Origin of the sequence: Aureibacillus halotolerans (assembly GCF_004363045.1) — a bacterium.
Lineage (GTDB): Bacteria > Bacillota > Bacilli > Bacillales > DSM-28697 > Aureibacillus > Aureibacillus halotolerans.
The window spans coordinates 1-24,344 of record NZ_SNYJ01000020.1 but is presented as its reverse complement, the minus strand read 5'-3'; the positions used below and the strand labels follow the sequence as shown (position 1 = coordinate 24,344).

24 protein-coding genes are annotated in these 24,344 nt (G+C 43.6%); 10 read left to right on the top strand and 14 right to left on the bottom strand.

Features of this window, described 5'->3' with window-relative positions; all coding sequences use genetic code 11:
* Window positions 1–184 precede the first annotated feature (184 nt).
* From EV213_RS17335 to EV213_RS17330, 3 genes are all read left to right on the top strand, one after another.
* Window positions 185–769: a DedA family protein gene (locus tag EV213_RS17335; RefSeq protein ID WP_166639386.1), complete on the top strand. Its 585-nt coding sequence runs from the start codon at window positions 185–187 to the stop codon at window positions 767–769.
* Between the two features lie 56 nt (window positions 770–825).
* The gene (locus tag EV213_RS20850; protein WP_166639385.1) at window positions 826–963 is read left to right on the top strand and encodes a hypothetical protein; all 138 of its coding nucleotides are present in this window, start codon (window positions 826–828) and stop codon (window positions 961–963) included.
* 729 nt (window positions 964–1,692) lie between these two features.
* Window positions 1,693–2,031, top strand: coding sequence for a helix-turn-helix domain-containing protein (locus tag EV213_RS17330; RefSeq protein ID WP_166639384.1), 339 nt, complete (start codon window positions 1,693–1,695; stop codon window positions 2,029–2,031).
* 227 nt (window positions 2,032–2,258) lie between these two features.
* Here the strand turns inward: EV213_RS17330 and EV213_RS17325 are convergent, their stop codons facing one another.
* Both EV213_RS17325 and EV213_RS17320 read right to left on the bottom strand, forming a co-directional pair.
* Complete coding sequence (locus tag EV213_RS17325) at window positions 2,259–2,873, bottom strand: PH domain-containing protein (protein ID WP_133581828.1); 615 nt, start codon at window positions 2,871–2,873, stop codon at window positions 2,259–2,261.
* Window positions 2,874–2,981: 108 nt separating this feature from the next.
* On the bottom strand, window positions 2,982–4,232 hold the full coding sequence (locus EV213_RS17320; RefSeq protein WP_133581827.1) for an S-layer homology domain-containing protein: 1,251 nt from the start codon (window positions 4,230–4,232) through the stop codon (window positions 2,982–2,984).
* Window positions 4,233–4,463: 231 nt separating this feature from the next.
* On the opposite strand from EV213_RS17320, the gene EV213_RS17315 reads away from it, so the two are divergent.
* Complete coding sequence (locus EV213_RS17315) at window positions 4,464–4,658, top strand: hypothetical protein (RefSeq protein ID WP_133581826.1); 195 nt, start codon at window positions 4,464–4,466, stop codon at window positions 4,656–4,658.
* A gap of 217 nt (window positions 4,659–4,875) precedes the next feature.
* On the opposite strand, the gene yidC is transcribed toward EV213_RS17315, so the two are convergent.
* From yidC to EV213_RS20845, 5 genes are all read right to left on the bottom strand, one after another.
* Complete coding sequence (yidC, locus tag EV213_RS17310; RefSeq protein ID WP_133581825.1) at window positions 4,876–5,709, bottom strand: membrane protein insertase YidC; 834 nt, start codon at window positions 5,707–5,709, stop codon at window positions 4,876–4,878.
* Window positions 5,710–6,083: 374 nt separating this feature from the next.
* The gene (locus EV213_RS17305; RefSeq protein ID WP_133581824.1) at window positions 6,084–7,148 is read right to left on the bottom strand and encodes a Ger(x)C family spore germination protein; all 1,065 of its coding nucleotides are present in this window, start codon (window positions 7,146–7,148) and stop codon (window positions 6,084–6,086) included.
* Window positions 7,138–8,235, bottom strand: coding sequence for a GerAB/ArcD/ProY family transporter (locus EV213_RS17300; protein ID WP_166639383.1), 1,098 nt, complete (start codon window positions 8,233–8,235; stop codon window positions 7,138–7,140). Before EV213_RS17300 ends, EV213_RS17305 begins: the two co-directional genes overlap by 11 nt.
* 14 nt (window positions 8,236–8,249) lie before the next feature.
* Window positions 8,250–9,746, bottom strand: a complete 1,497-nt coding sequence (locus EV213_RS17295; protein ID WP_133581822.1) for a spore germination protein — start codon at window positions 9,744–9,746, stop codon at window positions 8,250–8,252.
* 54 nt (window positions 9,747–9,800) lie between these two features.
* Window positions 9,801–9,938, bottom strand: a complete 138-nt coding sequence (locus tag EV213_RS20845; protein WP_166639382.1) for a hypothetical protein — start codon at window positions 9,936–9,938, stop codon at window positions 9,801–9,803.
* Window positions 9,939–10,095: 157 nt separating this feature from the next.
* Between EV213_RS20845 and pdxK the strand changes: the two genes are divergently transcribed.
* The gene (gene pdxK, locus EV213_RS17290; protein WP_133581821.1) at window positions 10,096–10,908 is read left to right on the top strand and encodes a pyridoxine/pyridoxal/pyridoxamine kinase; all 813 of its coding nucleotides are present in this window, start codon (window positions 10,096–10,098) and stop codon (window positions 10,906–10,908) included.
* Window positions 10,909–11,528: 620 nt separating this feature from the next.
* On the opposite strand, the gene EV213_RS17285 is transcribed toward pdxK, so the two are convergent.
* The 5 genes from EV213_RS17285 to EV213_RS17265 all read right to left on the bottom strand — a co-directional run bounded on the left by EV213_RS17285 (window position 11,529) and on the right by EV213_RS17265 (window position 18,274).
* Complete coding sequence (locus EV213_RS17285; RefSeq protein WP_133581820.1) at window positions 11,529–11,924, bottom strand: hypothetical protein; 396 nt, start codon at window positions 11,922–11,924, stop codon at window positions 11,529–11,531.
* Between the two features lie 128 nt (window positions 11,925–12,052).
* A complete protein-coding gene (locus tag EV213_RS17280) occupies window positions 12,053–13,630 on the bottom strand; it encodes an extracellular solute-binding protein (protein ID WP_133581819.1) in 1,578 nt (525 codons plus the stop codon).
* Between the two features lie 26 nt (window positions 13,631–13,656).
* Complete coding sequence (locus tag EV213_RS17275) at window positions 13,657–14,559, bottom strand: carbohydrate ABC transporter permease (RefSeq protein ID WP_133581818.1); 903 nt, start codon at window positions 14,557–14,559, stop codon at window positions 13,657–13,659.
* 17 nt (window positions 14,560–14,576) lie between these two features.
* Window positions 14,577–15,494 carry an ABC transporter permease gene (locus tag EV213_RS17270; protein ID WP_243740249.1) on the bottom strand — a complete coding sequence of 306 codons (918 nt, stop codon included), beginning with the start codon at window positions 15,492–15,494 and terminating at the stop codon, window positions 14,577–14,579.
* Between the two features lie 539 nt (window positions 15,495–16,033).
* On the bottom strand, window positions 16,034–18,274 hold the full coding sequence (locus EV213_RS17265) for an AraC family transcriptional regulator (protein WP_133581816.1): 2,241 nt from the start codon (window positions 18,272–18,274) through the stop codon (window positions 16,034–16,036).
* A gap of 229 nt (window positions 18,275–18,503) precedes the next feature.
* Between EV213_RS17265 and EV213_RS17260 the strand changes: the two genes are divergently transcribed.
* Window positions 18,504–18,869, top strand: coding sequence for a hypothetical protein (locus tag EV213_RS17260; RefSeq protein ID WP_133581815.1), 366 nt, complete (start codon window positions 18,504–18,506; stop codon window positions 18,867–18,869).
* A 341-nt stretch (window positions 18,870–19,210) separates the two neighbouring features.
* Complete coding sequence (locus EV213_RS17255) at window positions 19,211–19,990, top strand: serine/threonine protein kinase (protein ID WP_133581814.1); 780 nt, start codon at window positions 19,211–19,213, stop codon at window positions 19,988–19,990.
* A gap of 294 nt (window positions 19,991–20,284) precedes the next feature.
* Here the strand turns inward: EV213_RS17255 and menC are convergent, their stop codons facing one another.
* Together menC and EV213_RS17245 are read right to left on the bottom strand one after the other, a co-directional pair.
* Entirely contained in the window at window positions 20,285–21,397 is a 1,113-nt protein-coding gene (gene menC, locus EV213_RS17250) for an o-succinylbenzoate synthase (protein WP_243740245.1), read from the bottom strand.
* Window positions 21,394–22,032 (bottom strand): uracil-DNA glycosylase, encoded by a 639-nt coding sequence (locus EV213_RS17245; protein ID WP_133581813.1) that lies wholly within the window; start codon window positions 22,030–22,032, stop codon window positions 21,394–21,396. The genes menC and EV213_RS17245 overlap by 4 nt, the downstream gene beginning before the upstream one ends.
* A gap of 102 nt (window positions 22,033–22,134) precedes the next feature.
* Between EV213_RS17245 and EV213_RS17240 the strand changes: the two genes are divergently transcribed.
* From EV213_RS17240 to EV213_RS17230, 3 genes are read left to right on the top strand one after another with little or no spacing between them, the layout of a single operon-like run.
* Window positions 22,135–22,566, top strand: a complete 432-nt coding sequence (locus tag EV213_RS17240; protein WP_341770356.1) for an HIT family protein — start codon at window positions 22,135–22,137, stop codon at window positions 22,564–22,566.
* Window positions 22,567–22,586: 20 nt separating this feature from the next.
* The gene (gene serC / locus EV213_RS17235) at window positions 22,587–23,675 is read left to right on the top strand and encodes a 3-phosphoserine/phosphohydroxythreonine transaminase (protein WP_133581811.1); all 1,089 of its coding nucleotides are present in this window, start codon (window positions 22,587–22,589) and stop codon (window positions 23,673–23,675) included.
* 15 nt (window positions 23,676–23,690) lie between these two features.
* Complete coding sequence (locus tag EV213_RS17230) at window positions 23,691–24,053, top strand: YtxH domain-containing protein (protein WP_133581810.1); 363 nt, start codon at window positions 23,691–23,693, stop codon at window positions 24,051–24,053.
* The last annotated feature ends 291 nt before the right edge of the window (window positions 24,054–24,344 follow it).

Genomic DNA, 24,344 nt, shown 5'->3' with positions numbered 1-24,344 from the left:
AGAACAGTGTTGCCGCACTGCCTCTCATATATCTTTATATGATCATGGCGTATATTGATATTCTACCACATATTTAGAAATTGAGGCAAAAACTTTTATAGTCAATGTGCGATTTTTATTGTTTAATTTGATTCGTTTTCTTTAAAACGGGGAACTTTCATTGAAGATAGTGAGGTGAATCAAATTGATCGAGTTTATCATTGACATCGTACGAGGTTTCGGAGTCTGGGGTCTTTATGTTGGCTTGTTTCTGGAAGCTTCATCACTGCCCTTCCCTGGGGCGATAACTGCGTTGATTTACGGGTATTTTTTGAAGCCAGATCCTTTACGCTTGTTTTATTATGCACTCATCGCAAGTTTATTGTATACAGTCGCAAGTTTTATTCCTTATACCATTGGATACAAAATGGAGAATTTTGTGGAACGAAAAATTGGTGCGCGAAAAATTAAAAAAGCAACATCCTTTTTTCAGAGGTGCGGTGTTTGGTCCATTGCCTTTTCTCGTCCATTAGGCATCGGCAATTATATATCCTATATTTCAGGCATGAGCCATATTCGCCCCATTTATTTTGCGTGCTTAACGTTTATCGGCATCTTTCCTTGGCTTGCGTTTACTTTATTTCTCGGCACGTTAGGAAATTTGTCCTTTATGACGTTTTTGTTTGGCGAAATTCAGAAATACATTATTTTGTTGGTGGTCATAGCCATCATCAGCTTTGCCGGCTTCAAGTATGTTCAGAAGCGCAGGACTTGGACGGACTGCTCTTAGCACTATGCACGTTCCATCACATCATTGCTTATAATGCATCAGAAGGAGGAATCCTATTGACAACTTCAGAAAAACTTTCTATTGAGCTCGAACGATTTATCCAATCTGCCCAATCCGGCAAGCAGGATGCCACGCTTGCTGATTATATTGAAGAATTGAAGCATTTACTACAAAACGTCCAAAAAACATCGTAACTCAACGTTCACACTTTACATTTGATAGACACGCTTAGACATAACTGGGTAGACCAGAGTTCATTGTTGGGTTTCTTTTTATACAAGCTGCCATACGCTCGCTTTCACACTAAAGTGTAAAAGTGCATCATCGATTCCGAAACACCTCATCATGTTTTCTTTGCCACTGGAGTCTCACAGTGGCTGCTTTTGATTTGTTAAAGCACTTTACATACTCATGCAAGGCTCACCAAAAGTTTGTTATGAAAAACCAATAAAAAATAAAACCAATCTACGCAGAAACAAACATCAGCGTAGTCAAAATACGTAGACTCCTGCGGGAACAGCGCGAGCTGAAGATCCCGCAGGAAAGCTTTGCTTTCCGAGGAAGCTGAAGCCGTGCCCGCGGAAAGCGAAGTATTTTGACGAAGCGGCCGTATTTTCTTTACACCATGAAGGGTATAAGTGCAACATCGAATCAGGCAACTGCCAGCAGTGAAGGTGATTTTCGCACTGAGAAAGTTGTCATCGTGAGAGCAAAACTTCCTGGCAAATAAGACTTGTTTAGGTAAAAAATGAAACTATTGACGAAATATCATCGTATAGATAATACATCACATAAAACGTCAATAGGAGAATGGACATTATAAAAAATAAATAAAAACTAAAAAAGTCCCACATTTTTTCCTTAATTTGCTTTATAATAGTCTGAAAGAACGATAATATGATTTTGTCAGGAAAGGAATGACGATGATGGTACCTTCAAATTTGCAGCGATTGCGACTCGCACATAATGTTACTCGATTAAGCATGGCCAAGAGTTTAGGCATTACCCCTCAGGCATACGGAAACTATGAGAATGGTAGAAGGCAACCGAACCTAACAGTTCTTTGCAAACTTGCGGATCAATTTAATGTCACGTTGGATGAATTAGTGGGCAGAACGCTTCAAACGAGAACGTCCCCTTCCAAAGGACATTTCCTGCATACCGGTCAATTAAATGAAAACGATGTCAGTAAAGTGTCAGATTTTATTGATACTTTGCACCGTCAGTCACATTATGTTGATCAAAATGCTGTGAGCTCTTAGGACGCGGACGTAATCAGAAGCCTACACTTCGATGAAGAACGCACTTACGTACATACATACGTTTTTTTCTAAAATTGATTGGACAACTATTTATTTCAGTAAGAAAACGTTTGAATGTGCTTCTCACGTACCTTGTGATGTAACTGAAAATATCTATCATGAGAAAAGTCACGCTATGCACAAAAGAAAACCACAGGGTTCATGCGACCACTGTGGTTTTTCTTCTGTTAATTTTTAATATATTTCTCAAATACGCCTCCAAAATCCTTCACATGATATTGTTCTCTCGTCTGCTTCAGCCATTCAAATGAAAACTCAGTGATTTTTTTATATTCATCTGACACACTAACTTCATCAAGCCTACTGTTGCCTAGTGTCGTTGATGCGTTCCCAAGACTTTGCTCTGCGTACGTCTTTCTCGCTTTATTTTCTTCATTGATTTCTGCGATTCGAAGTAAACTCTTATATATATCCTTCACAGCCTCAATTTCATTCTTATTAATCCCAATATCAAAATACACATCACCTAAATTAAATTTGAGCTCTACATCGAGGTCGATGGTCCCTGCCGTTTCTAATAACACATTGCTGAACTGATGGGTGTAATAGGAGTATCTTCTCAACGTACGTTTTTTGCTTGCTGCGCTAGTGCCATCTACGTGGATCAACGCGAAATTTGTAAAGCAATACTCGTCAGCTTTTGATTTAATCAAGAAAAATATTTTCTCATCGTCTTCATGCATAACATAGTCATCTGCATCTACCTTATCATAGTCCGCTGGGCGAATGACTCTTCCAATATCACTTAAACCTAACGCATCTGTTGCCATCTTCTTAAACATTGAATCACACCTTTCACTAGAATTGCCATAAGTATACCTGATTCTGTCATTTATTCCTTTTCTAAATGTGCTAAAAACCCGTTGCCTTCACGGCAACGGGCTCATCATTTATTCTAGTGTATAATCTAAGCTGATTTCTTCAGCATTCTTTGCTGCTTCAGGCAGCACGATGGTTTCTGTAGAATTGTAATTTTGAATAGCCATGTCCATCCAAATATTAATCGCTTCAATTCCAAGGGATTGATCATCAAATGTCACTGTAGCATCGGCTAGCTGACGGCTTACATGCTTAGAGTTTTCATCTACCCAAATGGTCCCTGAAATTCCAACAGACGCATCAAATGAGCCAAGATCTTCAAAAACGACATCCATTTGTTCATCCATCGCTGCGTTGGACTGGAGCAACGACAAAAGCTCATTGATTGAAGGAACCAAGCCGCGGAAAGCAATCTCACGTGTGTCGTTCACGCTTCCAAGGTCTTCATAGAAAAACAATTCGCCATTAAGCTGTTTGTAAAGCTCAATACTTCCTGATTGCGTTTTCAACATTTCTTCATATGCAATCGGATAAGCGTCGTCCGCAGGGATTTTCACCCACTCATCTTCCCCAGTTTCGAGATTTGGCATGTTCATGTAAATGCCGTCTTTAACGACGTATTGTTCGATAGAAATGGTTTCAGGGAGGGATGGATCCATTTCTGGCACGTCGAATGTAATGACCTGATGGATGCCTGATTCCTCATCGTATGCCATAGCTAAGCTCGCATCAATAGAAAGCATTGATGCAAATTCCTCTCCAAGCTCAGCCAACATCTCATCGCTTAATTCAACACTAAACGTCATATTCGCATCGGCTTCAAATGAAGTCACCTCTGCTGCTGCATCCGTTGACGCATTTATCCACTCAAGACCACTTTCGTCCGTTACGAGCGCATTTTCAAAGATTTCAGTTGCTTCATTTTCAGTGACAAATGTGCCGTCTTCCATTGAAAGATTATACAATTGATCAAGATCTACAATTGCAGTGTCTTTATCTACGTGGAGTAATCGTGAAAGAATTTCAGCTGCTTCAATATCAAACAGTGGTCGCTCAGGTTGGATTTTATCTCCTGGGTACCCTTTCAAAGCGCCTCGCTGAATCAATGTCTTGATCGCGTCCGCATAGCGGGAATCTTCATTGACATCGACTGGCCAATCAAAATCGCCATCTAATGGTTCAAGCTCCAGACGATCGACAAGCTTTTCAAAAAATTCACCGCGCCCAATCACTTCTGGCGTTTGGTAGACACTTGCATTTGCAGACACAAATGGTGCTAGTAAAAGCACAAGTGCAAGAAAAATAGATAATACTCTTTTCATAACTTTTTCCCCTTTCTATTAATAGGCATCAAAACCTATTTTTACTATACTAGTTTAAAGCAATTTAGCAAGTATTAGCAACTAATCGATACTTTCGGATTAGTTTATTGACCATATGATATATTTTCGAAAGTTCCGACAAAATCCTACATTTATCCCCTATATGTCCTATATACACGTTCCCCTTTACCTTTTATAATTAACGTATCCTATTAGAAGGAGGGTCTAGCGGTGATGACCAATGATGTGCACGGGAAACGAGCTATGCAACAATGCAATCGGCATTTGGACATGCTTGGCGTTGACAATAAGGTTAAACAACTTGTCTATATGTACATGGAAACAATTTATCGAGATGCCTATGCCAAAGGTCAAGCAGATGCAAAAACCGCAATGATAAGTCCCCCTCTCAACCAATCTCATTAACCCAATTAGAAGATCATATTTCAATGAATGACTGTCCCGACCGTGTAATGACGGTTCTGGACAGTTTTGTTTTTTCGGATATGAAATGATGACTAATGAGTAATTATTTGCAGTTCGATTCCAGTTCCACACGGTTTATGACTGAAACCGAGCACCTGGCGCTGTTTCTGAAATTCACAAAAAAAGAGCGCCGAATGGCACGCTCTTTTGTTCTTCTTTATTTTGAATGCTCTGTCTGCACACTTGATACACTCTGCTCATCAGAGGAACTAGGATTGTACAGTTTCTTAAGCAATAGCGTTTGTGCAATCATGAACAGTCCGCCGACGCACCAGTATAGCGGCAGTGCTGCTGGCGCTGCAAAGGAAACAAAGCCAATCATAATGGGAGAGATGTATGCAAACATCGCCATCTGCTTCCGTTGTACCTCGTCCATTCCGCTCATTGAAACTCGAGCTTGTATAAAGTAGACGGCCATCGCTAGAAGTGTCATGACAAGGTCGGGATGCCCTAGACTAAACCAGCCGAACGTATGCGTCCCAATTTCACCTGTACGACGAATCGCATAATAAAAGCCAATGAGTATCGGCATTTGGAGAAGCATCGGCAAGCATCCACCGAGCGCCGCCATCGGATTGACATCATGTGTCTGATACAACTGCATGAGTTCTTTTTGGGCGGTTGCTTTCTCTTCCGTTGTTTTAGCTTTTTTCATTTTCTCCTGAACAGGCTCCATCTCTGGCTTTAGCTTGTTCATTTTTTCTTTCATTACGGCTTGGCGCTTGTATTGGTTTTTCATCAATGGAAAAAGCGCAAGGCGAATGAGCAAGGTAATGATAATTATAGAAACACCATAGCTATCGTTAAACCAGCTTGCGACTGTTTTAATGACAGTGGAAAATGGATAGACAAGATAATGATTAAAAAATCCACTCGTGTCTGCTGAAATTGGGTCCATGCCATTTTGCGTTCCGCACCCTGCTAAAAGAACGAGCAAAGTGACCATTACTATCATCCATAAGGGTCGAATGTGTACAAAGCGATGTTTCATGTTGATCCTCCTTCGTATTGTAAATCTTTGTTTCGAAGGAGGATTGATGCGCGTCGTCGTCATCTTCGCCTCTACGTTGAAGCAGTAAGATAATCCATCTCAGCTGCTCATGCAAAGGACTGTCTGTCATAGCATCACGTAATTTGAGCACGTTGTCATGTGTTCGAAAAGCGCCTATTTCATGCTGTTTTTGCAAAAATGCTTGCTGCTTAAACGATGTCAACATAGACGCTGACGTAACGCCAAGCATCATGGTGACAAGCATAAAATATGCTGACATTTGCGTGGCATCAAGTAAAAATTCAATCCACATCGCTGTACACACCCCCTCTCTATTGATCTCTTTCTATTGTAGCACATGTTCACTTTTTTCCCTACTGAACGATTCCTTTACTAATGATGGCGACGTTGACATCAACCTCAATCGTTAGCTCTGGATACAACTTTTTCCATTCATCCCAACTGAGCCCTCGAATCTTATGCTTAATGTCATCGCCAAGACCAAGAGGATCAACCTCCATCTCTTGAAACATTTTGGCAAGTCGCTCAGATTCTTCTTTAATTTGCTTGGTCAAATTTTGTTCTACCTCTTTACGATTGCCATCATCAAATCGATCACCCGTGTATTCGAGCACCTCGCCTTTCATATCAACATGAATCACTATTTTTTTTTCCTTTGGCTTATAATCCAAATTCCGAACAGAGCTAATACGTTGAATATAGGCGTCATTCCCCTTGGCATCCACTGTTCGTTTCGTCCCTTTTGCCATGTCTCCATAGATCGCATTGAAATAAAACAGCTTGTTCAAAGGCAAAATATCAATAAGCTGGTCCTTGTTCATGATGGCAATGCCATTAATGGTGACGATATTCTCCTTCACCTTTTTCATCACTGGAAGAATCGGATCGGTTCCTTCTGAAAACTGGGCATAATTGTACAAGTGAAAATTGGTTTCTGGTATCACACGTTGCTGAATATTTTGCTGAAGCATGCTTTCTAAATACACGCCTAAATCGGTATCTTCGTACTTCCCTTCAAGGACGTCTTTCGCTGAACCATCAGCGACGACAATAAATAAGCGTGCCCCTGTACTTGCCCCTCGTTTTAGAAAATCAAGATACTCCGTCATGCCTTTTTCTGCGAGCTTTCTATTGATGATAATCACATCTAGCTTGCCTGTCTCAATGGACTTTGAAGAGCGTGCGTTAGCTTTGTCCAAATTCCCATTAAACGTATAGCCCGTTGTCGTAAAGGTTTCGTTCGTCGTTGAATCATCTGGCTTAAACACCGGAAACGAGATGGTCATTGACAATTTGTCGTCTTCTTCTGGATCTAACCCAATGACTGTCGCTAGTTGGATATCATCCAATATTTTTGGTGTCGCTCCACATCCTGTAAGCACAAAAATGATCAGCATGATGGTCCATTTAGCTTTCATCGCTAGGTCTCCTCCTTAATCGAATAGCCGTAAGCAGTGTAAGGAAAGGCAGATACCCTACCGCAATACAGCTTCCAACCTGTGAATACACTTGTCGAATGCTCTCAAGGGTTTCCTGCTTTTGCACCCATAGCAAGGCAGCATAGACACATGCCAATGACAGAATCACGAACGTTTTTTGCCGAAACGGGGTAAGCCGTTTAAGCATTAGTGAACCGCTCCAGCAAGCCAAACACACATAAGGAAGCAGGGCAATGAGCCAAACGGAAAGCGAGATAAACTCAAAACGCTCTACAAATGGCATTGCCACGACCTGAAGCATGGAAATGGACGGCCAGAGATGGTCCAATATCTGCTTTGGACTAAAGAATAAAAAAGACACCAACGCTGTAAAAGCATACAAGAGTGTGCTGACAACATTTCCTATGTGAGCCCATTTTTGTGATTTTTCTGCTTGATCAATAAACGGATAATAAAACATGATAAAAAAATAGCCGAAAAACGCCGGCATCAATTCCCATACCGCTTGAAACACGTTGCTTGCTGAATGATTGAATATTGGCGTAAGGTTTTGAACTTGGGCATACTGGAGAGGAAAAAGCAGAATAAGCAAAAAGAATGAAGGAATAACGACACTAAAAACGGTGATTCCCGTGACGACACGAAATCCCCCGGAAACGATGTACCATACAAGCACAATAAGAGCGATGGCAAATGCCCATATACGGAGGTCTGGGAATATCCACGTTTGAATAATTTGGATATACACACGAAGCGATAGAAACACGCCAACAAAAAAATAAATGCTTATACAAAAGAGTAGGAATCGCCCGAACCATTTGCCAAACACGCGATCATGTAGGTTGACGATGTCGCCATTCGAACGTTTCATCATAAAGTAGATCATGGCAATGATGATATGCACAAGCAGTCCGGAAATCGCGATCGTCAGCCAGGCATCGTATTGCACATGCTTAACTAAGGAATGCTGAAAATTGAGGATCGAGATTCCAATTTGCACACCATGTAATAAAAAGAAGACAAAGAAAGCAGAAACTTGATGTTGTTTTTTCACTTGATAAGCCAACGCTTCCACTTCCTTTAATCAGTCTCATCAATATCAGGCGACTTTTTTTTCTTTTTAGGTGTAAAGCGTACCGTTTCACTCGTTTGCATCTGAACCGGTCGCTTCGTTTGCTTTGTGAAGGGCAATCGAATAAAGGAATCTTTAAAGTCAACGAGTCTTAAGGGAAAAACGGGCTCAAGATAAGGTCTTCCTAAAGATTTCAAACGCAATAAATGCGCAAGAATAAAGATAATGGATGCCGCTATGCCTACGAGGCCCCAGATTTGCGCAGTCAGTAGAAGCGGAAAGCGAATCAGACGAATGGTATTGCTCATTTTATACACTGGCGTTGTGAAGGAAGATAATGCAGCTAATGCGACAATAATTAACAGCACATTGCTCGTCAATCCAGCATCTACAGACGCTGTTCCGATAACGATACCACCAACGATACCGATCGTCTGACCAACTTTTGTAGGCAAACGGGCCCCAGCCTCTCGTAGCAGTTCAATGGTCAATTCAAGAAACAGCGCTTCAATGATTGGTGGAAAAGGCACCTCGCGACGGGTTGTAATCAATGCTGGCATTAAGTCCCTTGGGATCATCTCATAATGATAGGTGAGCACGGCCACATACAGGGGCGTTGCTAAAATTGAAAATGAGACGGAAAATAAGCGAATGATTCGAAAGGCTGAGGCAACAATCCAGTTTAAAAAATAGTCCTCAAATGCCGAAAAATACTCAAGCAACGTTGTGGGTGCGAGTAAGGCTGTCGGCGAGCCATCTAGCAAAATGACAACCTTTCCTTCTGCCAAAACGGATGACACTCGGTCAGGGCGTTCCGTATCAATAAATTGCGGAAAGATTGAATTCTGATTATCAGACAGCATTTGTGCAAGATAAGAGCTATCGTTGATCTGGTCAAAATCAATATTTTTTAAACGTTCCTTTGCCATGCTCACATTTTCCTCATTTGTAATACCATCCATAGAGAGCACTGCAACCCTTGATTTAGACAACCGTCCGATGGTGAGCTCGTCAACTCGCAATTGTTTTATTGGCAAACGCTTGCGGACTAAGTTTAAATTCGTATCCAACGATTCTACGAAGGCTTCCTTTGGACCTAAAACTGAAAACTCCACTTCAGCTGTCGCGACCTGGCGAGCACGAGCAGAGCCTGCTGGAACAAGCAAACATTGCTTATCTTTCTTTGACATCTGAATCGCCACAAAGCCGTTCATCAATTTCTTTTCAGCTTGGTCAGGATCACTTGTGACTTCCATTTCCTCTAAAGGCAATAGCTTATGAAGCTCCTCGATGGAGGAAAAATCGCACGAGATGATCTGTGGAAATAATGTTTTATGGAGCACTTTTGCATCAACAAGGGGTTTGCTGTAGCTTAAAAGCACGCTGTTCTTTTTTGTAGGCATCACATAATGCTTAAAATCATGAGATTGATTTAGGTCTGCTATCAAATCAGGAATGGTTTCAATTGGATCTTCTTTCTTACGCTTCAGCCAGTTCCAGCCCATTGGTCACCCTCCCACAATCCCATTAAATTTCAGGTTGTCCTGCCTGGAAGCGGATTATTCTTCAGCCGCAGAGTTGCGTTTTTTCTGCTCAATCGCTTGATCTATCGTGCCTTCCTTAGAAAGATCTGAAATTTGTTCCTTGGTTATCTTTTGATCTGCCTTATTGGATTGCTCATCTTTTCGTGAATTCATGAGTACGCCTCCTATATTCTCTACATACGAGTAGCGTTTTCCAAAACGGCAAACACTATGCAGAATTCATTACCAAGTGAGGTGCGGGTCTTGTCGAATGTTGTTATAATGGGGAATGACCTTAATAGAGGCGACTGTATAGAAAGGGGTTCGTAACATGACGATTAAAAAAGCGATCACCATCGCTGGATCAGATACAAGTGGGGGCGCTGGCATACAAGCGGATTTAAAAACCTTCCAAGAGCTTGGCGTATATGGCATGACTGCTCTCACGACCATTGTGACAATGGACCCAGAAGACGACTGGAATCACCTCGTCTTTCCACAAGCATTGGACACTGTAAAGGCACAGCTAAAAACGTTATTGAGCGTAGAAATCAATGCACTAAAGACAGGGATGCTCGGGTCTGTTGAAATCATTGAACACGTGGCAGATGTCATACGGACCAACAAGCTGACCAACGTCGTTGTCGACCCAGTGATGGTATGCAAAGGGAATGACGAAGTTCTACATCCGGAAACAGCCGTTGCCTTGCGCGACGTCCTGACACCGGTTGCGACCATCGCAACACCAAACTTGTTTGAGGCAAGCCAGCTTGCAGGCACTGGCCCACTAACAACGGTGGACGAAATGAAAGAAGCCGCTAAAAAAATTCATGCCCTTGGACCAGCCTATGTGTTAATTAAAGGTGGCCAAAACAAAGAAGATCAGCAAGCGACAGACGTCTTGTTTGACGGCAGCTCCTTTGAGATTTTCCAAGCAGATCGTATTGATACAACCTATACCCACGGCGCCGGCTGCTCGTATTCTGCAGCCATTGCCGCTGAACTTGCAAAAGGCGCAAGTGTAAAAGACGCCATCAGCACCGCAAAGGCGTTTATCTCAGCAGCCATTCGCGAAGGTTTCAAGCTGAACGAACACGTCGGCCCAACGATGCACAGTGCGTATCGCTCATCAGTGAAAAAATAAGACTAGAAGGAGCACCTCCCGCGATTGCGAGAGGTGCTCCTGTTTTTTTTTGCTAGATATATTCGCGGTTGAGTTTACGTTTGGGCTCACTTCCTCCGTTCAGGCTCGCTTCCCCTCGATTTGGGCTCGCTTTCCTCCGTTATCGGCTCGCTTCATGACTTTTCCGGCTCGCTTTGATCGCATTTCGGCTCGCTTTCTCCATTTGGGCTCGCTTCCCCTCGATTTGGGCTCGCTTTCCACCGTTATCGGCTCGCTTCATGACTTTTTCGGCTCGCTTTGACCGCATTTCGGCTCGCTTTCTCCGTTCAGGCTCACTTCCCCTCGATTTGGGCTCGCTTTCCACCGTTATCGGCTCGCTTCCTAACTTTTTCGGCTCGCTTTCTCCATTTGGGCTCGCTTCCCCTCGATTTGGGCTCGCTTTCCACCGTTATCGGCTCGCTTCTTCCCTTTTCCGACTCGCTTTTCCCCGATTTTGGCTCGCTTCCTGTCTTTTTAGGCGCGCTTTCCCTACTTCGGCTCACTTCTCATCGTTTCCGGCTCGCCCATCAAAAAAGCGCGTACCTGATCACTATCGATCGGGCACGCGCTTTTCTTTTTATGAAGCTCGTTTTAGATACAAATTAGACAAGCCATCCACTCATCCCGCTAAAAGCAGCAATACGCTTTACATACTTGGCTCGCATTGGCACGACAATTGAGGTCGTCCCGATTTCTGCTTTTCCACTCCGACGATGCACCAATGCACGTTTGATATGGAATTGGTAGTGATCACCGTTCTTTGCCATCGTTGCCACTTCTCTTGCCTCAGTCGTCCCAGTTCGCACAGACACACGATTAAATTTTGGCGCTTCGAACGGGCGAATGCTGACGATGTCTTCAAGCTTTATATGATAATTTAAGTGTGGTTTCTGCACAACAAGTTCCTCTGTCGACAAAGTGATGCCTAATTCTCTCTGCTTGTGGGAAAGCTTTAACTCTCCCTGCAACTCTTTAATGGTCATAAAGTCATTAAACATCTTGTCACCCCTAGTTTCATTGTCATAGGTTCAAAGGTTTGGCTATTGTACCATGTTCCTCTATGAAACGAAAGTACTTAGACGCACAAAAACTGGGACCCCTTAATAGGATCCCAGTCATTTAACGTTTATTCTCCGTTATACCTTGCATACGCATCTGCATAAATTTCGACGAGGCGGGCAGCATTCATGTCTTCAATGGTGGCGACATAATCATCCCATTCAGACAATGGGCGTTGTCCAGTAATGAATTTCGCTTCCATTTGCTCGACAAAGGCATCAAGGTCTGCCCGGATACGGCTCACTTCACCTTGCTCTTCTTTCGTCAGGAAAAGCTCTGGAATTGGAACTTGCGCGTAAGGCGTGAACTTCTCTTCCGTTTCATTGAAGATAAATTTTGTGAACGTGTTGTCTTTCCAGCTAAGATCAAGGTCTGGGAAGGCACGCTTCGGCGTTGGTACACCGTAATCTGGTGTCAACGTCGATCTCCATTCTTCAGCGTTCGTATACTGATCTGGCGTTTCTTTATGGACTCGAACGGTTTCGCTGTCATCTGCCCATTCCCAGAACAGCCCTTCTTCACCGATATTTAACAGCGTGGCCCCTTCTTCGGAATAAAGGTAGTCTATCCAACGAATCGATGCTTCAGGAGATGGATTTGCATTCGTAATGGCGAATTGTCCAACACTCACACCGTCACTTTTTGGTAAGACTGGCTCATCGACCATGTCGCTCTTAATGGCACGCATCATCGGATTATCCGTGCTATCATCTGGTCCACCAAGTGTAAAGTGCGGGAACCAGTTGGCAAAAAGACCTAGGCGATTGGCCTTTCCTTTTCCCGTCTTCTGCTCAGCCGTTTGAGAGAAGCTTTCTGGGTCTAACAAACCGTCCGTGTACAATTTATGCATGTACTCTAAATAGCCTTTGTAGCCTGGTTGGATTGCCCCAAGCATGACCTCTCCATCAATGACTTCAACACTCGGATCAAGATGACCAAAGGCACCAAGAAACCACTGGCGAATGTCTTCAATGCCATAGGCCGTTAACGGAATTTCATCCGCTTCACCGTTCCCATTTGGATCCTCTGTTTTAAAGCGCATTAACAGGTCATACATTTCGTCTGTTGTCGACGGTAATTCCTCAACATCTAAAGCCTCAAGCCATGCGTTGTTGTACCAAAGTGGCCCCCGTGCCCAGACGATCCCCTGGTTCACGTTAGGAAGCGCATAAATATTGCCGTCTGTGGCTGTAACGGTCTTCTCAATCTCTGGAAACTCCTCAAACATCTTTTGAATGTTCGGTGCATGCTCTTCAATAAGGTCATTCAACGGAAGCAAAATGCCCTGACTGCCGTAGTCTACTTGTTCTTCGGTTGTGAGGCTCCCACCAAAAATGATCCCTGGGTAGTCTCCACTTGCAAACATTAGATTTTTTTGGGTTTCAATGCTTTCAAGAGCTGGTGTTGTAAAATCGAATTGAATGTTTGTGCGCTCTGCCATTTCCTGAAAGAAATGCATGTCTTCCCATTCTGCAGCTCCAGCAGACGGACCGAACATGGATAAAGTCAATTGCTCATCAACAATCGGAAAACCCTCTGGATTCACTGTGACATCAACTGTGTTTTCTTCTGCTGCTTGCTGGCCTGAACAAGCGCTCAGCAACAACGCAGCCCCAACGAGCGACGATACCACTTTTCTTTTCATTTGTTTTCCCCCTCAAAAAGTGTAGTTTATCCTTTTATAGAACCAATCATGACGCCTTTCACAAAGAAACGCTGCATGAATGGGTAGATCACAATGATAGGTAACGTGGCAATAATAATGACGGCATATTTGATAATCGCTGCAATTTGTTCTTTATTTGCGGCCGCTTCACCATTTACAGCGCCTGACAGCTCAGACCCAATCTCTTGCAGAACGAGAATCTGTCGTAAAACGAGCTGTAGTGGAAACCACTCACGATCAGTCAGATAGATTAATGCATTAAAATAGCTGTTCCAATGGCCAACACCATAAAACAATGCCATAACAGCAATGATTGGTGCAGATAACGGCAATACGATTTTGAAAAACATTTTTGTGACTGAACAGCCGTCCATTTTTGCGGCCTCTTCTAGCTCTTGAGGGATCGTGACCTGGAAGAACGTCCGGCAAATGATGATGTTCCAAACCGCGGCTGCATTAGGCAACAAAAGCGCCCATGGAGAATTGACCAAGCCAAGGCTTTTGACGAGTAAGTACGTCGGAATCAATCCACCGCTAAAAAACATTGTAATGACGAACATCGCCATAAAAAAGTTGCGTCCAACAAAATCCTTACGAGCCATCGCATAGGCTGCCGGCAAAGTGACGGCTAGGTTAATTAATGTGCCTACTACAGTATAAAACAAAGTGTTTCGATACCCACGCCATATACGAGAATCTCCGAATACTCGCTCATAGCCTTCAAGCGTGAAATCGACAGGTAAGAGCCACATTGCCCCTGAATTCACTGCCGCTGGATTGCTTACCGAAGCGCTTACAATATACATCAGGGGATAGGCCACAATAAGTAAGACAAAGCATAAAACAATACGATTAAAGGTCAAGAATATTTGGTCCTGAAAATTTTCTTTGATCTTCGTGCCAGTCACATGTATTCCTCCCTTCTCTACCAGAGACTGGTTTCACTTACTTTTTTCGAGATTTGATTTACAGCGATGAGTAACGCGGCGTTAATTAGCGCATTAAACAATCCTACCGCCGCAGAAAAGCTGTATTGCGCATCAAGCAAGCCGACCCTATAGACGAACGTCGCGATGACATCCGACGACTCCATATTCAGTGAGTTTTGCAGAAGAAGAATTTTCTCAAAACCAACCGCAAGAAGATTTCCTGTATTTAAGATCAGCAAAATAATCATCGTTGGGATCAATGCAGGGATATTAATATACCAAATCCGCTGTAAACGTGTAGCTCCATCGACGATCGCAGCTTCATGTCGCTGAGGGTCAACACCTGCAAGGGCAGCGAGGTAGATGATGGTGCCCCAACCCGTGTTTTGCCAAACGTCTGACATCACAAAAACCGTTTTAAACCATCCAGGTTCCGTCATAAAGGAGATCGGGCCAATCCCAAAGAGACCTAAAAAATGATTGACCATCCCTGTAGATGGAGATAAAAAGGCAATGATCATACCGGACATAACGACAACGGAAATGAAGTGAGGCGCATAAGTAACCGTTTGCACAGTTCTTTTGAAAATACTATCCTTCACCTCATTCAATGAAAGCGCTAATAAAATTGGAAGTGGGAAACCTAGCGCAAGCGAATACAAGCTAATGCCTAGCGTGTTTCGAATCAAGTCCCAAAAATAATAGGAGTCAAAGAAATCGGTAAAATGCTGAAAGCCTACCCATTCGCTCCCCCATACGCCCATTGTCGGGACATAGTTTTTAAAAGCGATCAGGACTCCATACATTGGAAAGTAATGAAAGATAAGAAAGTACAAGAAGGCCGGCAAGATAAAGATGTAAAGCTGCCATGTTTGCAGTGCCTTTTTCCATTGACTTTGACGATTCTGCTTCATGTGTTTTATAGAGAGCCCTTCAGGTGTAGAAGCCCCTGCCTTGTTTGTTCCAGCAGGATCAGATGACATGCCATCTCCCCCTTTTTCAGTTTTTTCTTCTTAGCCAGTTGTGCAGAGAAGAGATTAGATTCATCTTACAAATTCATAGAAAATTCGTAAATATGTATGTTATTCCCGAGATAGAATCGACAAGGATGGCTTATTCGGAAGCGTCATTGTCACAATTATCACATGTACAAATGGACAAATGATAAGAAAAACGTCGTAGCACCAACGTTCTTAAAGAGCGGTAATGAACTTTATCCTCCCATCCTTCGTTCTACGATTTAACCGTGCAGTACACATGTGACCGAGCACTTTGACGCTGTAATCGCGCAGTCTATCTCCATTTCCGAGCACTTTTGCCGATTATCCGCGCACCACGGCCGGTTTACCGCGCACTTCATACTTAGCACCTTGTACTCACCCTCACCTCACCAACCTTGCACAACGACAAATCAAAAACGCCTTTCCCCTTCAATTACAAAGGGATTAGGCGTTTAGTGTGAGGCATACGACTTATGGATTCGTGCGTTTTGCCGGTATTCACCTGGTGTCATGCCAGTCGTCTTTTTAAATTTTCTCGTAAAGTTGGCGACATCTACATAGCCGATGTCTTTGACAATTTTCTTCACTGATTCATCACTCGTTTGCAAGCGTTCTTTTGCTTTCTTCAATCGCAGCTCCCAAATGTATGCGGTAAAAGTCGTCCCCGTCCATTCCTTGATGAGTCGGCTGCTATTGGTTTCCGTTAGTTGGAAGGATTCGCTAATGACGTTTAAGCTCATCCTATGCTGGCAGTAATTCGCTTCGATAAAATCGACCACTTGCTTCTGAATTTCTTCTTCACTTTTACGCTGGTGCTCTTGAACGGTAGTGCATAGCTTCCTTGTAAAATCGATTAATGAACGTTCTAATTCCGATATACTTGAAAACGAGGTCAATGCATAGGCAGATGTCGTTAATGCGATGCCCTTTTCATGCGAGGTCCGTAAAACCAAATTGATCATGTCGAAACAAACACATTTTACGAAAGATGGGTCCCAGTTTGTCGTCCGTAGCTGTGTGAACATTTCCTGCAACGTGTTCACCGCAATCTCTGGAGCACCTGTTTTAACACTTTGAACAAGGCGAACCTGTTGTTCTTTCGAATACCAAAGGTCAGGTTTTGCATCACGATCAATATCTGCAAAAAAGATGTTATCCTTGCCAAGTATTTTCGTATACTCCAACGCGCCCATCGCTTCGACAAAAGATGGATGAAAACCCTCTGACGCTTTATAAAGACGACCAACACCCAGTGCAGGCATCGTTTCCCAATACGGCGCAAGCTTTGCTTTTATTGCTGCAACATGCTCTTTCGTTCCACCTTGCTGCACATCCACGACGTAGGCAACACATTCGTCATGCACGAGCTCAACAGCGAACGCTTCTGCACCCTTCATATCGATGTGCTGCAACGGCCCACTGATCATCCCTTCAATTTGCTGTACGTTTTCGGTACGAATAAGCAAGACAAAGCCTGCTTTTCCTTTAAAACGGACTCCGTGCTGTTTCAACAGAGTCTCAGCCTGCTGTTTGCTCGCATGATCTCCCTTTAAAAGTTGTAAAAGGCATTGCTGCAGGACAAAAGGCTCTTGTTCCCCATACTTTTTAGCCATTTGATCTTTCTCGGCAAAGAGGCTTTCTAGTGCTTCCTGCAATCCCGTCAATTCATTTTTCGGTCGTTCGTTCCCTCGCAATGGTCTGGTCGATTTCTTTTGCACAAGGTGAAGCAAATGATCGACGGGCCGATAATTTCTTAGGGAAAGCATGTAGGATGCGACAATACCGAACATCACGAGTAAGGCGGCTAAGAAGAACAACGCCGTTTTCATTGATGAAAGTTTGCTAAACATAACGTTTTGAGGGATCACCGTAACATACGACCAACCCGTGTCTTCGGTGTTTACTTTCATAATAGAAAAAGCGTTCTTGTTTATGATGGTGGAGGAAATCCCCTGCTCAGCGGACTGAATCGCCTCAAGTCCGTTCGCGCCGTCAAATTCATTCTTAAAATCAACAATCACCTCCTGATTGTTGTTCATGACAAAAACGCCGCCTTCTGTATCCCCCAACACATCTCGCATACTGCTAAGCAGCTTTGCCTCTTTAATGAAATACATAACAACCCCGTGATGAGATGGTGTATTTGGCGGGATCGGATAGATCAAAGTAAGCATGCGCTCATTTCTCTCATTCCTTGCCTGAACTTGTTGAGAAACAAACAACGGTTCTTGAAGCGCTTTCATTTGTTTTTGAAAATCAGACCTTTCCCAATCTGAGAATGAAAATACCCGTGAGAAAAAGACATCTAACGAGGCCATCCCCTTTGATGAATAGATATAAGGACTGTTCGGATAATAGAGATATAAATCATGAATGATGGCATTGTTCACTTGATATTTACTCAATTCTCTAATCGCCTCTTGGCCGAAATACGAATGCTGAACCATGTATGGTGTTAGTCGGTGGTCATAAGAAATTTGGGAAGCCATTTTAGACAGCTCTTCTACACGCCCATCAAAGAACGTTTGCAGCTGCTTCAGCTTACTCATATTGGATTCTTCTATCGTTGACCGCAATTGGACAACGGATTGCTGATATAAAATGACACCCATGACGAGAAAAGGCACAAGGAAAATCACAAAATACGATACTAAGTACCTGAGAAACAATTTTGAGCGCCAAACCTTTTTCATATAACCCCTCCTCCTCGTCAAATTGTCCAAAACATATACCGACCTTTAAAGTAGTCTTATAATAACATACCAAGTATCATTTCCATCAATGGTTTTTTAAACTTTTCGAACAAACTGTCAAACAAACTGACACCTATTAATGAAGTGGGAAAGTATGGTTTGTAGATCCCTTCATCTTCAGGTACACTAAAGACTAAGACCACCGAAAGAAAAAAAGGGGGGCTGTATTGTGTCTCATCGATTCGTAAAAACAGAACGCCAATCATCAGAGGGTGTCGTGGGGCAATTAATGACCAGAATCCAAACTGAGCGAGGCATTAGCACACAAACGGCCAGTGTTCTTGACACAAAGGATGCTTACGTCATTGAAATTGCGGTTGATCATGATACACACGCCATTACGGTTAGTCATAATGCACACACCATCAGTCTAAATGCAGCCTCTTTGAAGGAAGAGAATCAAACGGAACACTGGGAAAAGCATTTTTACTTTGACGATGTGGTTCCTGCTTTGATGGAGGCTGTGTATGATCGAAAAGGTCTTATGCTTATTCTTCCGAAGAGGTATCCTGGTAAGAAGGATATATTGCACTAAGGCAGATGAGAAACGCTCGCTTTCTTCGTTGCTTTGCCTTGTCCGGTGCTCATTGCCCTGATGGCAACTCCGCGCCTCCCAAGTCTTTGCGCCTCGAAAGACAAACGTTTTCATTCTACCTTAGGTTAAATAGGTGGAGAAACGCTCGCTTTCTTCGTTGCTTTGCCTTATCCGGTGCTCATTGCCCTGATGGCACCAAGCTGTACGTTTCGGAAAAAAGATCGTTTTCTCTACTTTTTATAAAACTCTATCTATCATTTAGCATTATTTTTACTCTGAGAGCGCCTTAGCTGCGCTCTTCTTTGTTTATAATACGATATTTATGAAAAGGATACCCTCCAATGACTACCTTTTTCAGGTCTCTCTACCGTAAATTAAAAGACCATCCATTGCCGGTTGGGACAATAATTAATGAGGCTTACCGCATTACTGGTCACCTTGGTGCTGGTAGCTTTGGCCTTGCCTACATTGCCGTTCAATCGGAAACCGATTCTCCCTGTGTGTTAAAGCAACTCCGTCCGAGCCGTTCAAAAATGGATGACCAGAAGCAATTTCTCCATGAAGTCGACGTATTAAAGATGATTCATCATCCAGCGGTTCCACGTTACCTCGACCACTTTACGAACGCAGGGCGCACATTTATTGCGATGACGTATGTCGAGGGAGAAAACCTTGAAGATGTGTTGTTTGATCAAAAGCGTGCGTTTTCTGAGAAAGAGTCCTTAAAGTTGATTACAGATGTTGTTGGGGTGGTCGCTGACCTGCATTTGCATGAGGTGTTTCATGGGGATCTCAGAACACCAAATATGATATTACGACATGGCGCTTTATCTATCATCGATTTTGGTTTAGCGAGGACCGGGAGTCAAGGGTTGTCCGAAGAGCAAAAAACGCGGCATGCTTTAGAGGATTTGTATGATGCCGGCGATTTGTTGTTGTTTTTGTTGTACTCTACCTTTCAGACAAAAAGGAAAAAAGCTCTCCCTTGGACAGAAGAGCTTACGTTGCATCCAGCAACTACTACTCTGCTAAAGCGGCTTCTCGGAATTGATCAGCCTTTTCATAACGCAATAGAAGCGGAGGAGGCTCTTAAATCGACACTGACAATGGTACGTGCTTAGCTGCTACTACGCCCACGTCGCTTGTAGCGGCCACTCCCACTATACGGATTGTGTCTACGTCGATCACTCGAGCTCCTGCTATAGCTGTGCGCATATCTTCTTCTGCCGCGATCGCTTGAGCTCCTGCTGTAGCTACGCGAATACCTTCTGCGTTTGCGGTTGCTCGAGCTACCTGAATACTTTTTTATCGTTTTTAATATCTTCTTAAACATCTCATTCACTCCTTCTCTACTTTATTGTACCAATTGCCATACCGTTCGTGCACTTCTGATGCTTTCCGTACATTTCTTCGGCTTACACTGTTAAGGTTTCTGTTTGCTTTACCAACTGTGCAAAGACAGTCTCCTGCAAGTCGTACCCTAAGCCAAAATGACTCGATACTGCCACTAAACCATTATGGACCGTTATTTCCGGGGCAATGATGTCACGTTCCCAATAGTGACTTGACCCCACCAAATCTCCTGGGAGGTCAACACCAGGCAATGTTGCAAAGGCGATGTTGTGCGCCCTGCCAATCCCCGATTCAATCATCCCACCACACCACACACCAATGTTCTTTTCCTGACAAAATGCAACCATTTCTATGGCAGTCTGCAATCCCCCAACTCGCCCGATTTTAATGTTCACAATGCGACAGCTTTGAAGAGCAATAGCTGTCTTCAAGTCATTCATTGAGGCGATGCTTTCATCCAGACAAACAGGCGTCTTCAGCTCTGCCTGCAAAACCGCATGATCCAAAAAGTCGTCATAGGCGAAGGGTTGTTCAATCATTGAAAGATTGAACTCGTCCAATTGCTTTAACTGCTGAAGGTCTTCAAGTGTGTACGCAGAATTAGCGTCTGCCATTAACGGGACAGATGGGAATCGCTCCCTTACTGCTTTAATAAGTTGAAGATCGTTGTCTTTTGATATTTTTAGCTTCACTCGTTTGTAGCCTTGTTCTATCGCCTCTTGAATCGCATGAAATAAGTCTTCCTGTCGTTGTTTCTGTCCAATCGCGATCCCTGCCTGAACGTTTTGCTTTGTTCCTCCAAGCAATTGATACAATGGCTGACCACTTTGCTTAGCGTAAAGATCCCAGAAAGCCGACTCAATTGCGGCAATTGCCATTTTGTTTCGCTTTACGTGGCGAAACACCCGTTGCAGCTCCTTTGGGTGAGAAATGGGAAAGGCCTGATGAAGAAGCGGCCAAAGGACCTCTGCGATCATCGTTTTCGCTGTGAAATAAGTTTCTTCTGTATAAAATGGGTCTGGCAACGCAACCAGCTCCCCGTAACCTGATAGACCATCCCCGTCTGTCAGCTCAAGTATCACGACTGGTTTTTCGTGAATCGTTGTGGAGTGTGTCACAAAAGGTTGCTTTAAGGGAAGCATCAGTGTGTGTATCGTTAACATTTGAACATTCAATTTGAACGCCCCTTCCCACTTATTAAGCCAGCTTTGATCGCTTCTCCAAAGGAAATCCAATCTTGCCTAACAACAGGACGCAAGTTTGGATTATGCAACGTCGCCGCTGGGTGAAACATCGGCCATAGCTCATGCCTCTGCGATGAGAACGTGTACGTTTCATCTTGATACGTTAAGATTGGCTGGACCAAATGCTTCCCATGAACAACAGTAATTTTTGCGCGATCCCCAATGAGTCGTCGTAAACCTACATTGCCAAGAGGCACGAGCAGTTGCGGGCGAACAACGCGTATTTGAGCATCCAAAAAAGGCGCATGCGCTGCAATTTCTTTCTTTGATGGTGCCCGATTCGGCAGTTTGCCGAGTTTGTCCCGTTTTCCATTGACTTGATATGGTCTGCTTCGAACGACACTTGTGATAAACACATCTTTCCTCGTCAATTCCGCAAGAGCTAGATGCTCGTCCAACACCTTGCCAGCACGACCTGTGAAGGGAGCTCCCGTGTCCACCTCGGTTTTCCCTGGGGCTTCTCCGACGAGCATAATGGAAGCATCTTCATCACCAGAACCAACGACGAATCCTTCACAAGGAAAAGGGGCAATGCGTTTTTTAGCTTCTGCGATAAAATGGTGCATCTACACCCACTCCTAGTCATCTATTTTGCCGGTAAGCTTTAGGCAACCACAGCATTTTATGATAAAATAAAACCATCTTACTCTATGGAAAGAAGTGATACAGTGTCTACGGAGGATTGCATATTTTGCAGCATCGCCAAAGGGAGCATCCCATCTGCGAAAGTTTATGAAGATGAGCATGTGTTTGCGTTTCTCGATCTAAGTCAGGTGACGAAGGGGCACACGCTTGTCATTCCAAAGCATCATTATCAGGACATTTACACACTTCCCTCAGAGGAGGCTGCACGACTTTATTCGGCTGTTCCTAAAATCGCAATCGCTATAAAAGAAAGCTTCTCCCCTATTGGGTTAAATGTTCTTAACAACAATGAGGAGCCGGCTGGTCAATCTGTCTTTCATTATCATCTTCATCTCATTCCACGTTACGGAAAAGGCGACGGGTTTGGTGCTGTGTGGAAAACCCATGAGGACGCCTATAGCAAAGACGATTTACACAACATCGCAGCAACAATTTCAGCCCATATTCACTCCTAGGGAAAGGATTGAACCAACGCATGAGCACACCTACTTACAATTTTAACGCAGGACCTGCAGCTTTACCAAAAGAAGTACTCGCCCAAGCACAAGAAGAGCTACTGAACTTTCAAGGCACGGGCATGTCTGTTATGGAATTAAGCCATCGAAGTGCTGCCTATGATCAAGTGCATCAAAAAGCGTCTGCCTTGCTGCGAGAACTAATGGACATCCCAGAAAATTATGACGTGCTTTTCTTGCAAGGTGGAGCAAGTCTTCAATTTTCAATGGTACCTATGAACTTCTTGCCGGCTGGTGGAACGGCAGATTATGTCATCACGGGGGCTTGGGCTCAAAAAGCGCTGAAGGAAGCAAAGCTTTTTGGCAAGCCACATATCGCAGCAACAACCGAAGCGAGCAACTTCGCCCACATCCCTACTGAAGAAGAGCTACAATTGTCGGATGATCCTGCCTATGTCCATGTGACATCAAACAATACAATTTTCGGAACACAATGGACATCGTTTCCTGAGACATTACAAAAAGCGCCACTTGTCTGTGATATGTCCAGCGACATTTTATCACGACCAATTGATGTCAGTTCGTTCTCTTTGATATACGCTGGCGCACAAAAAAACCTAGGTCCTTCAGGAATCACTGTCGTAATAAAAAGAAAAGACTGGAAAGCAGTGAATTCTTCTATTCCTACAATGCTGTCTTACGAAACACATGCCAAAACAGATTCCTTGTACAATACACCACCAACCTTTGCCATTTATATGTTATCGCTTGTCTTGCAACGGGTAAAGGACATAGGAGGAGTGAAAGTCGTAGAAGCGGAGAACAATCGTAAAGCACAGCTTCTCTATCAGACCATTTCTGAAAGCAACGGCTTTTACACACCTCATGCAGCTGCCGGAAGTGAATCCAAAATGAACGTCACTTTCCGATTGCCCGATGAGGATACGACAAAAGTGTTCCTCGCTAAAGCCAAGGACAGTGGTTTTTCGGGTCTGGCGGGACATCGCTCCGTCGGTGGATGCCGTGCCTCTATTTACAACGCTGTGCCTTATGACTCCGTTGAAGCACTTGCTTCGTTCATGAAGGACTTTCGCAAAAATCAAGCATAGAAGGGAGAACCTACTGTGAGCAATCAACCTAAATCATTTTTTATCGGCTTTTTAATAGGCGGTTTGGCGGCAGGTACATACACACTTCTCAACACGCCAAAATCTGGACGTCAGCTTCGCTTAGATGTCAAACGCACTGCAGAAAACTGGAAACAACAGATTGACGACATTAAAATGGAAGCTCGTGAGCTTGCCCAACAGCTTCAGCACACATCGAAGGAAAGCCTCGACACCATTAAAGATGTTGCAGCTGACCTCACCCAATCCATTGAAGAGTGGAAGCAATCGATCGCCCCTCATCAAAAGAAGATTGAAAAAGAGTTAGCAGCAATCGAAAAATCCATCAAAGAGCTTGAGGACATGTCGAAACCTTCTTGATGGTTCTCAGAAAAAAGGTCGCCCAATTGGGCGACCTTTTTTCTGTTCTATTTGAAAGACGGTTTACATGATATCGTTCCTCTGAAAGGTCCAAGACGGATCAGCTCGCTTCGGGAACTTTTGAACTCACTTCTGACGGATCGGCTCGCTTTGAACCGGTTTGGGCTCGCTTTCCTTCTTTTTTGGCTCGCTTAACCTGCTATTGTCCCTATTGAGTAGACAGACTTATGATATGAAGGCTCAAAATTTGGCTATACTTCTCATTATTACCCTTAGAAGGAGCTGAAGTAT

Bases quoted from the DNA above. Each gene is read 5' to 3' on its own strand.
- EV213_RS17280 (WP_133581819.1), bottom strand. From the start codon at position 13,630: ATGAAAAGAAAAGTGGTATCGTCGCTCGTTGGGGCTGCGTTGTTGCTG.
- EV213_RS17305 (WP_133581824.1), bottom strand. From the start codon at position 7,148: ATGAAAGCTAAATGGACCATCATGCTGATCATTTTTGTGCTTACAGGA.
- EV213_RS20845 (WP_166639382.1), bottom strand. From the start codon at position 9,938: ATGAATTCACGAAAAGATGAGCAATCCAATAAGGCAGATCAAAAGATA.
- EV213_RS17325 (WP_133581828.1), bottom strand. From the start codon at position 2,873: ATGTTTAAGAAGATGGCAACAGATGCGTTAGGTTTAAGTGATATTGGA.
- serC (WP_133581811.1), top strand. From the start codon at position 22,587: ATGAGCACACCTACTTACAATTTTAACGCAGGACCTGCAGCTTTACCA.
- EV213_RS17285 (WP_133581820.1), bottom strand. From the start codon at position 11,924: ATGTTTAATGACTTTATGACCATTAAAGAGTTGCAGGGAGAGTTAAAG.
- EV213_RS17330 (WP_166639384.1), top strand. From the start codon at position 1,693: ATGATGGTACCTTCAAATTTGCAGCGATTGCGACTCGCACATAATGTT.
- EV213_RS17295 (WP_133581822.1), bottom strand. From the start codon at position 9,746: ATGGGCTGGAACTGGCTGAAGCGTAAGAAAGAAGATCCAATTGAAACC.
- EV213_RS17255 (WP_133581814.1), top strand. From the start codon at position 19,211: ATGACTACCTTTTTCAGGTCTCTCTACCGTAAATTAAAAGACCATCCA.
- EV213_RS17245 (WP_133581813.1), bottom strand. From the start codon at position 22,032: ATGCACCATTTTATCGCAGAAGCTAAAAAACGCATTGCCCCTTTTCCT.
- EV213_RS17270 (WP_243740249.1), bottom strand. From the start codon at position 15,494: ATGAAGCAGAATCGTCAAAGTCAATGGAAAAAGGCACTGCAAACATGG.
- EV213_RS17265 (WP_133581816.1), bottom strand. From the start codon at position 18,274: ATGAAAAAGGTTTGGCGCTCAAAATTGTTTCTCAGGTACTTAGTATCG.
- EV213_RS17320 (WP_133581827.1), bottom strand. From the start codon at position 4,232: ATGAAAAGAGTATTATCTATTTTTCTTGCACTTGTGCTTTTACTAGCA.
- pdxK (WP_133581821.1), top strand. From the start codon at position 10,096: ATGACGATTAAAAAAGCGATCACCATCGCTGGATCAGATACAAGTGGG.
- yidC (WP_133581825.1), bottom strand. From the start codon at position 5,709: ATGAAACATCGCTTTGTACACATTCGACCCTTATGGATGATAGTAATG.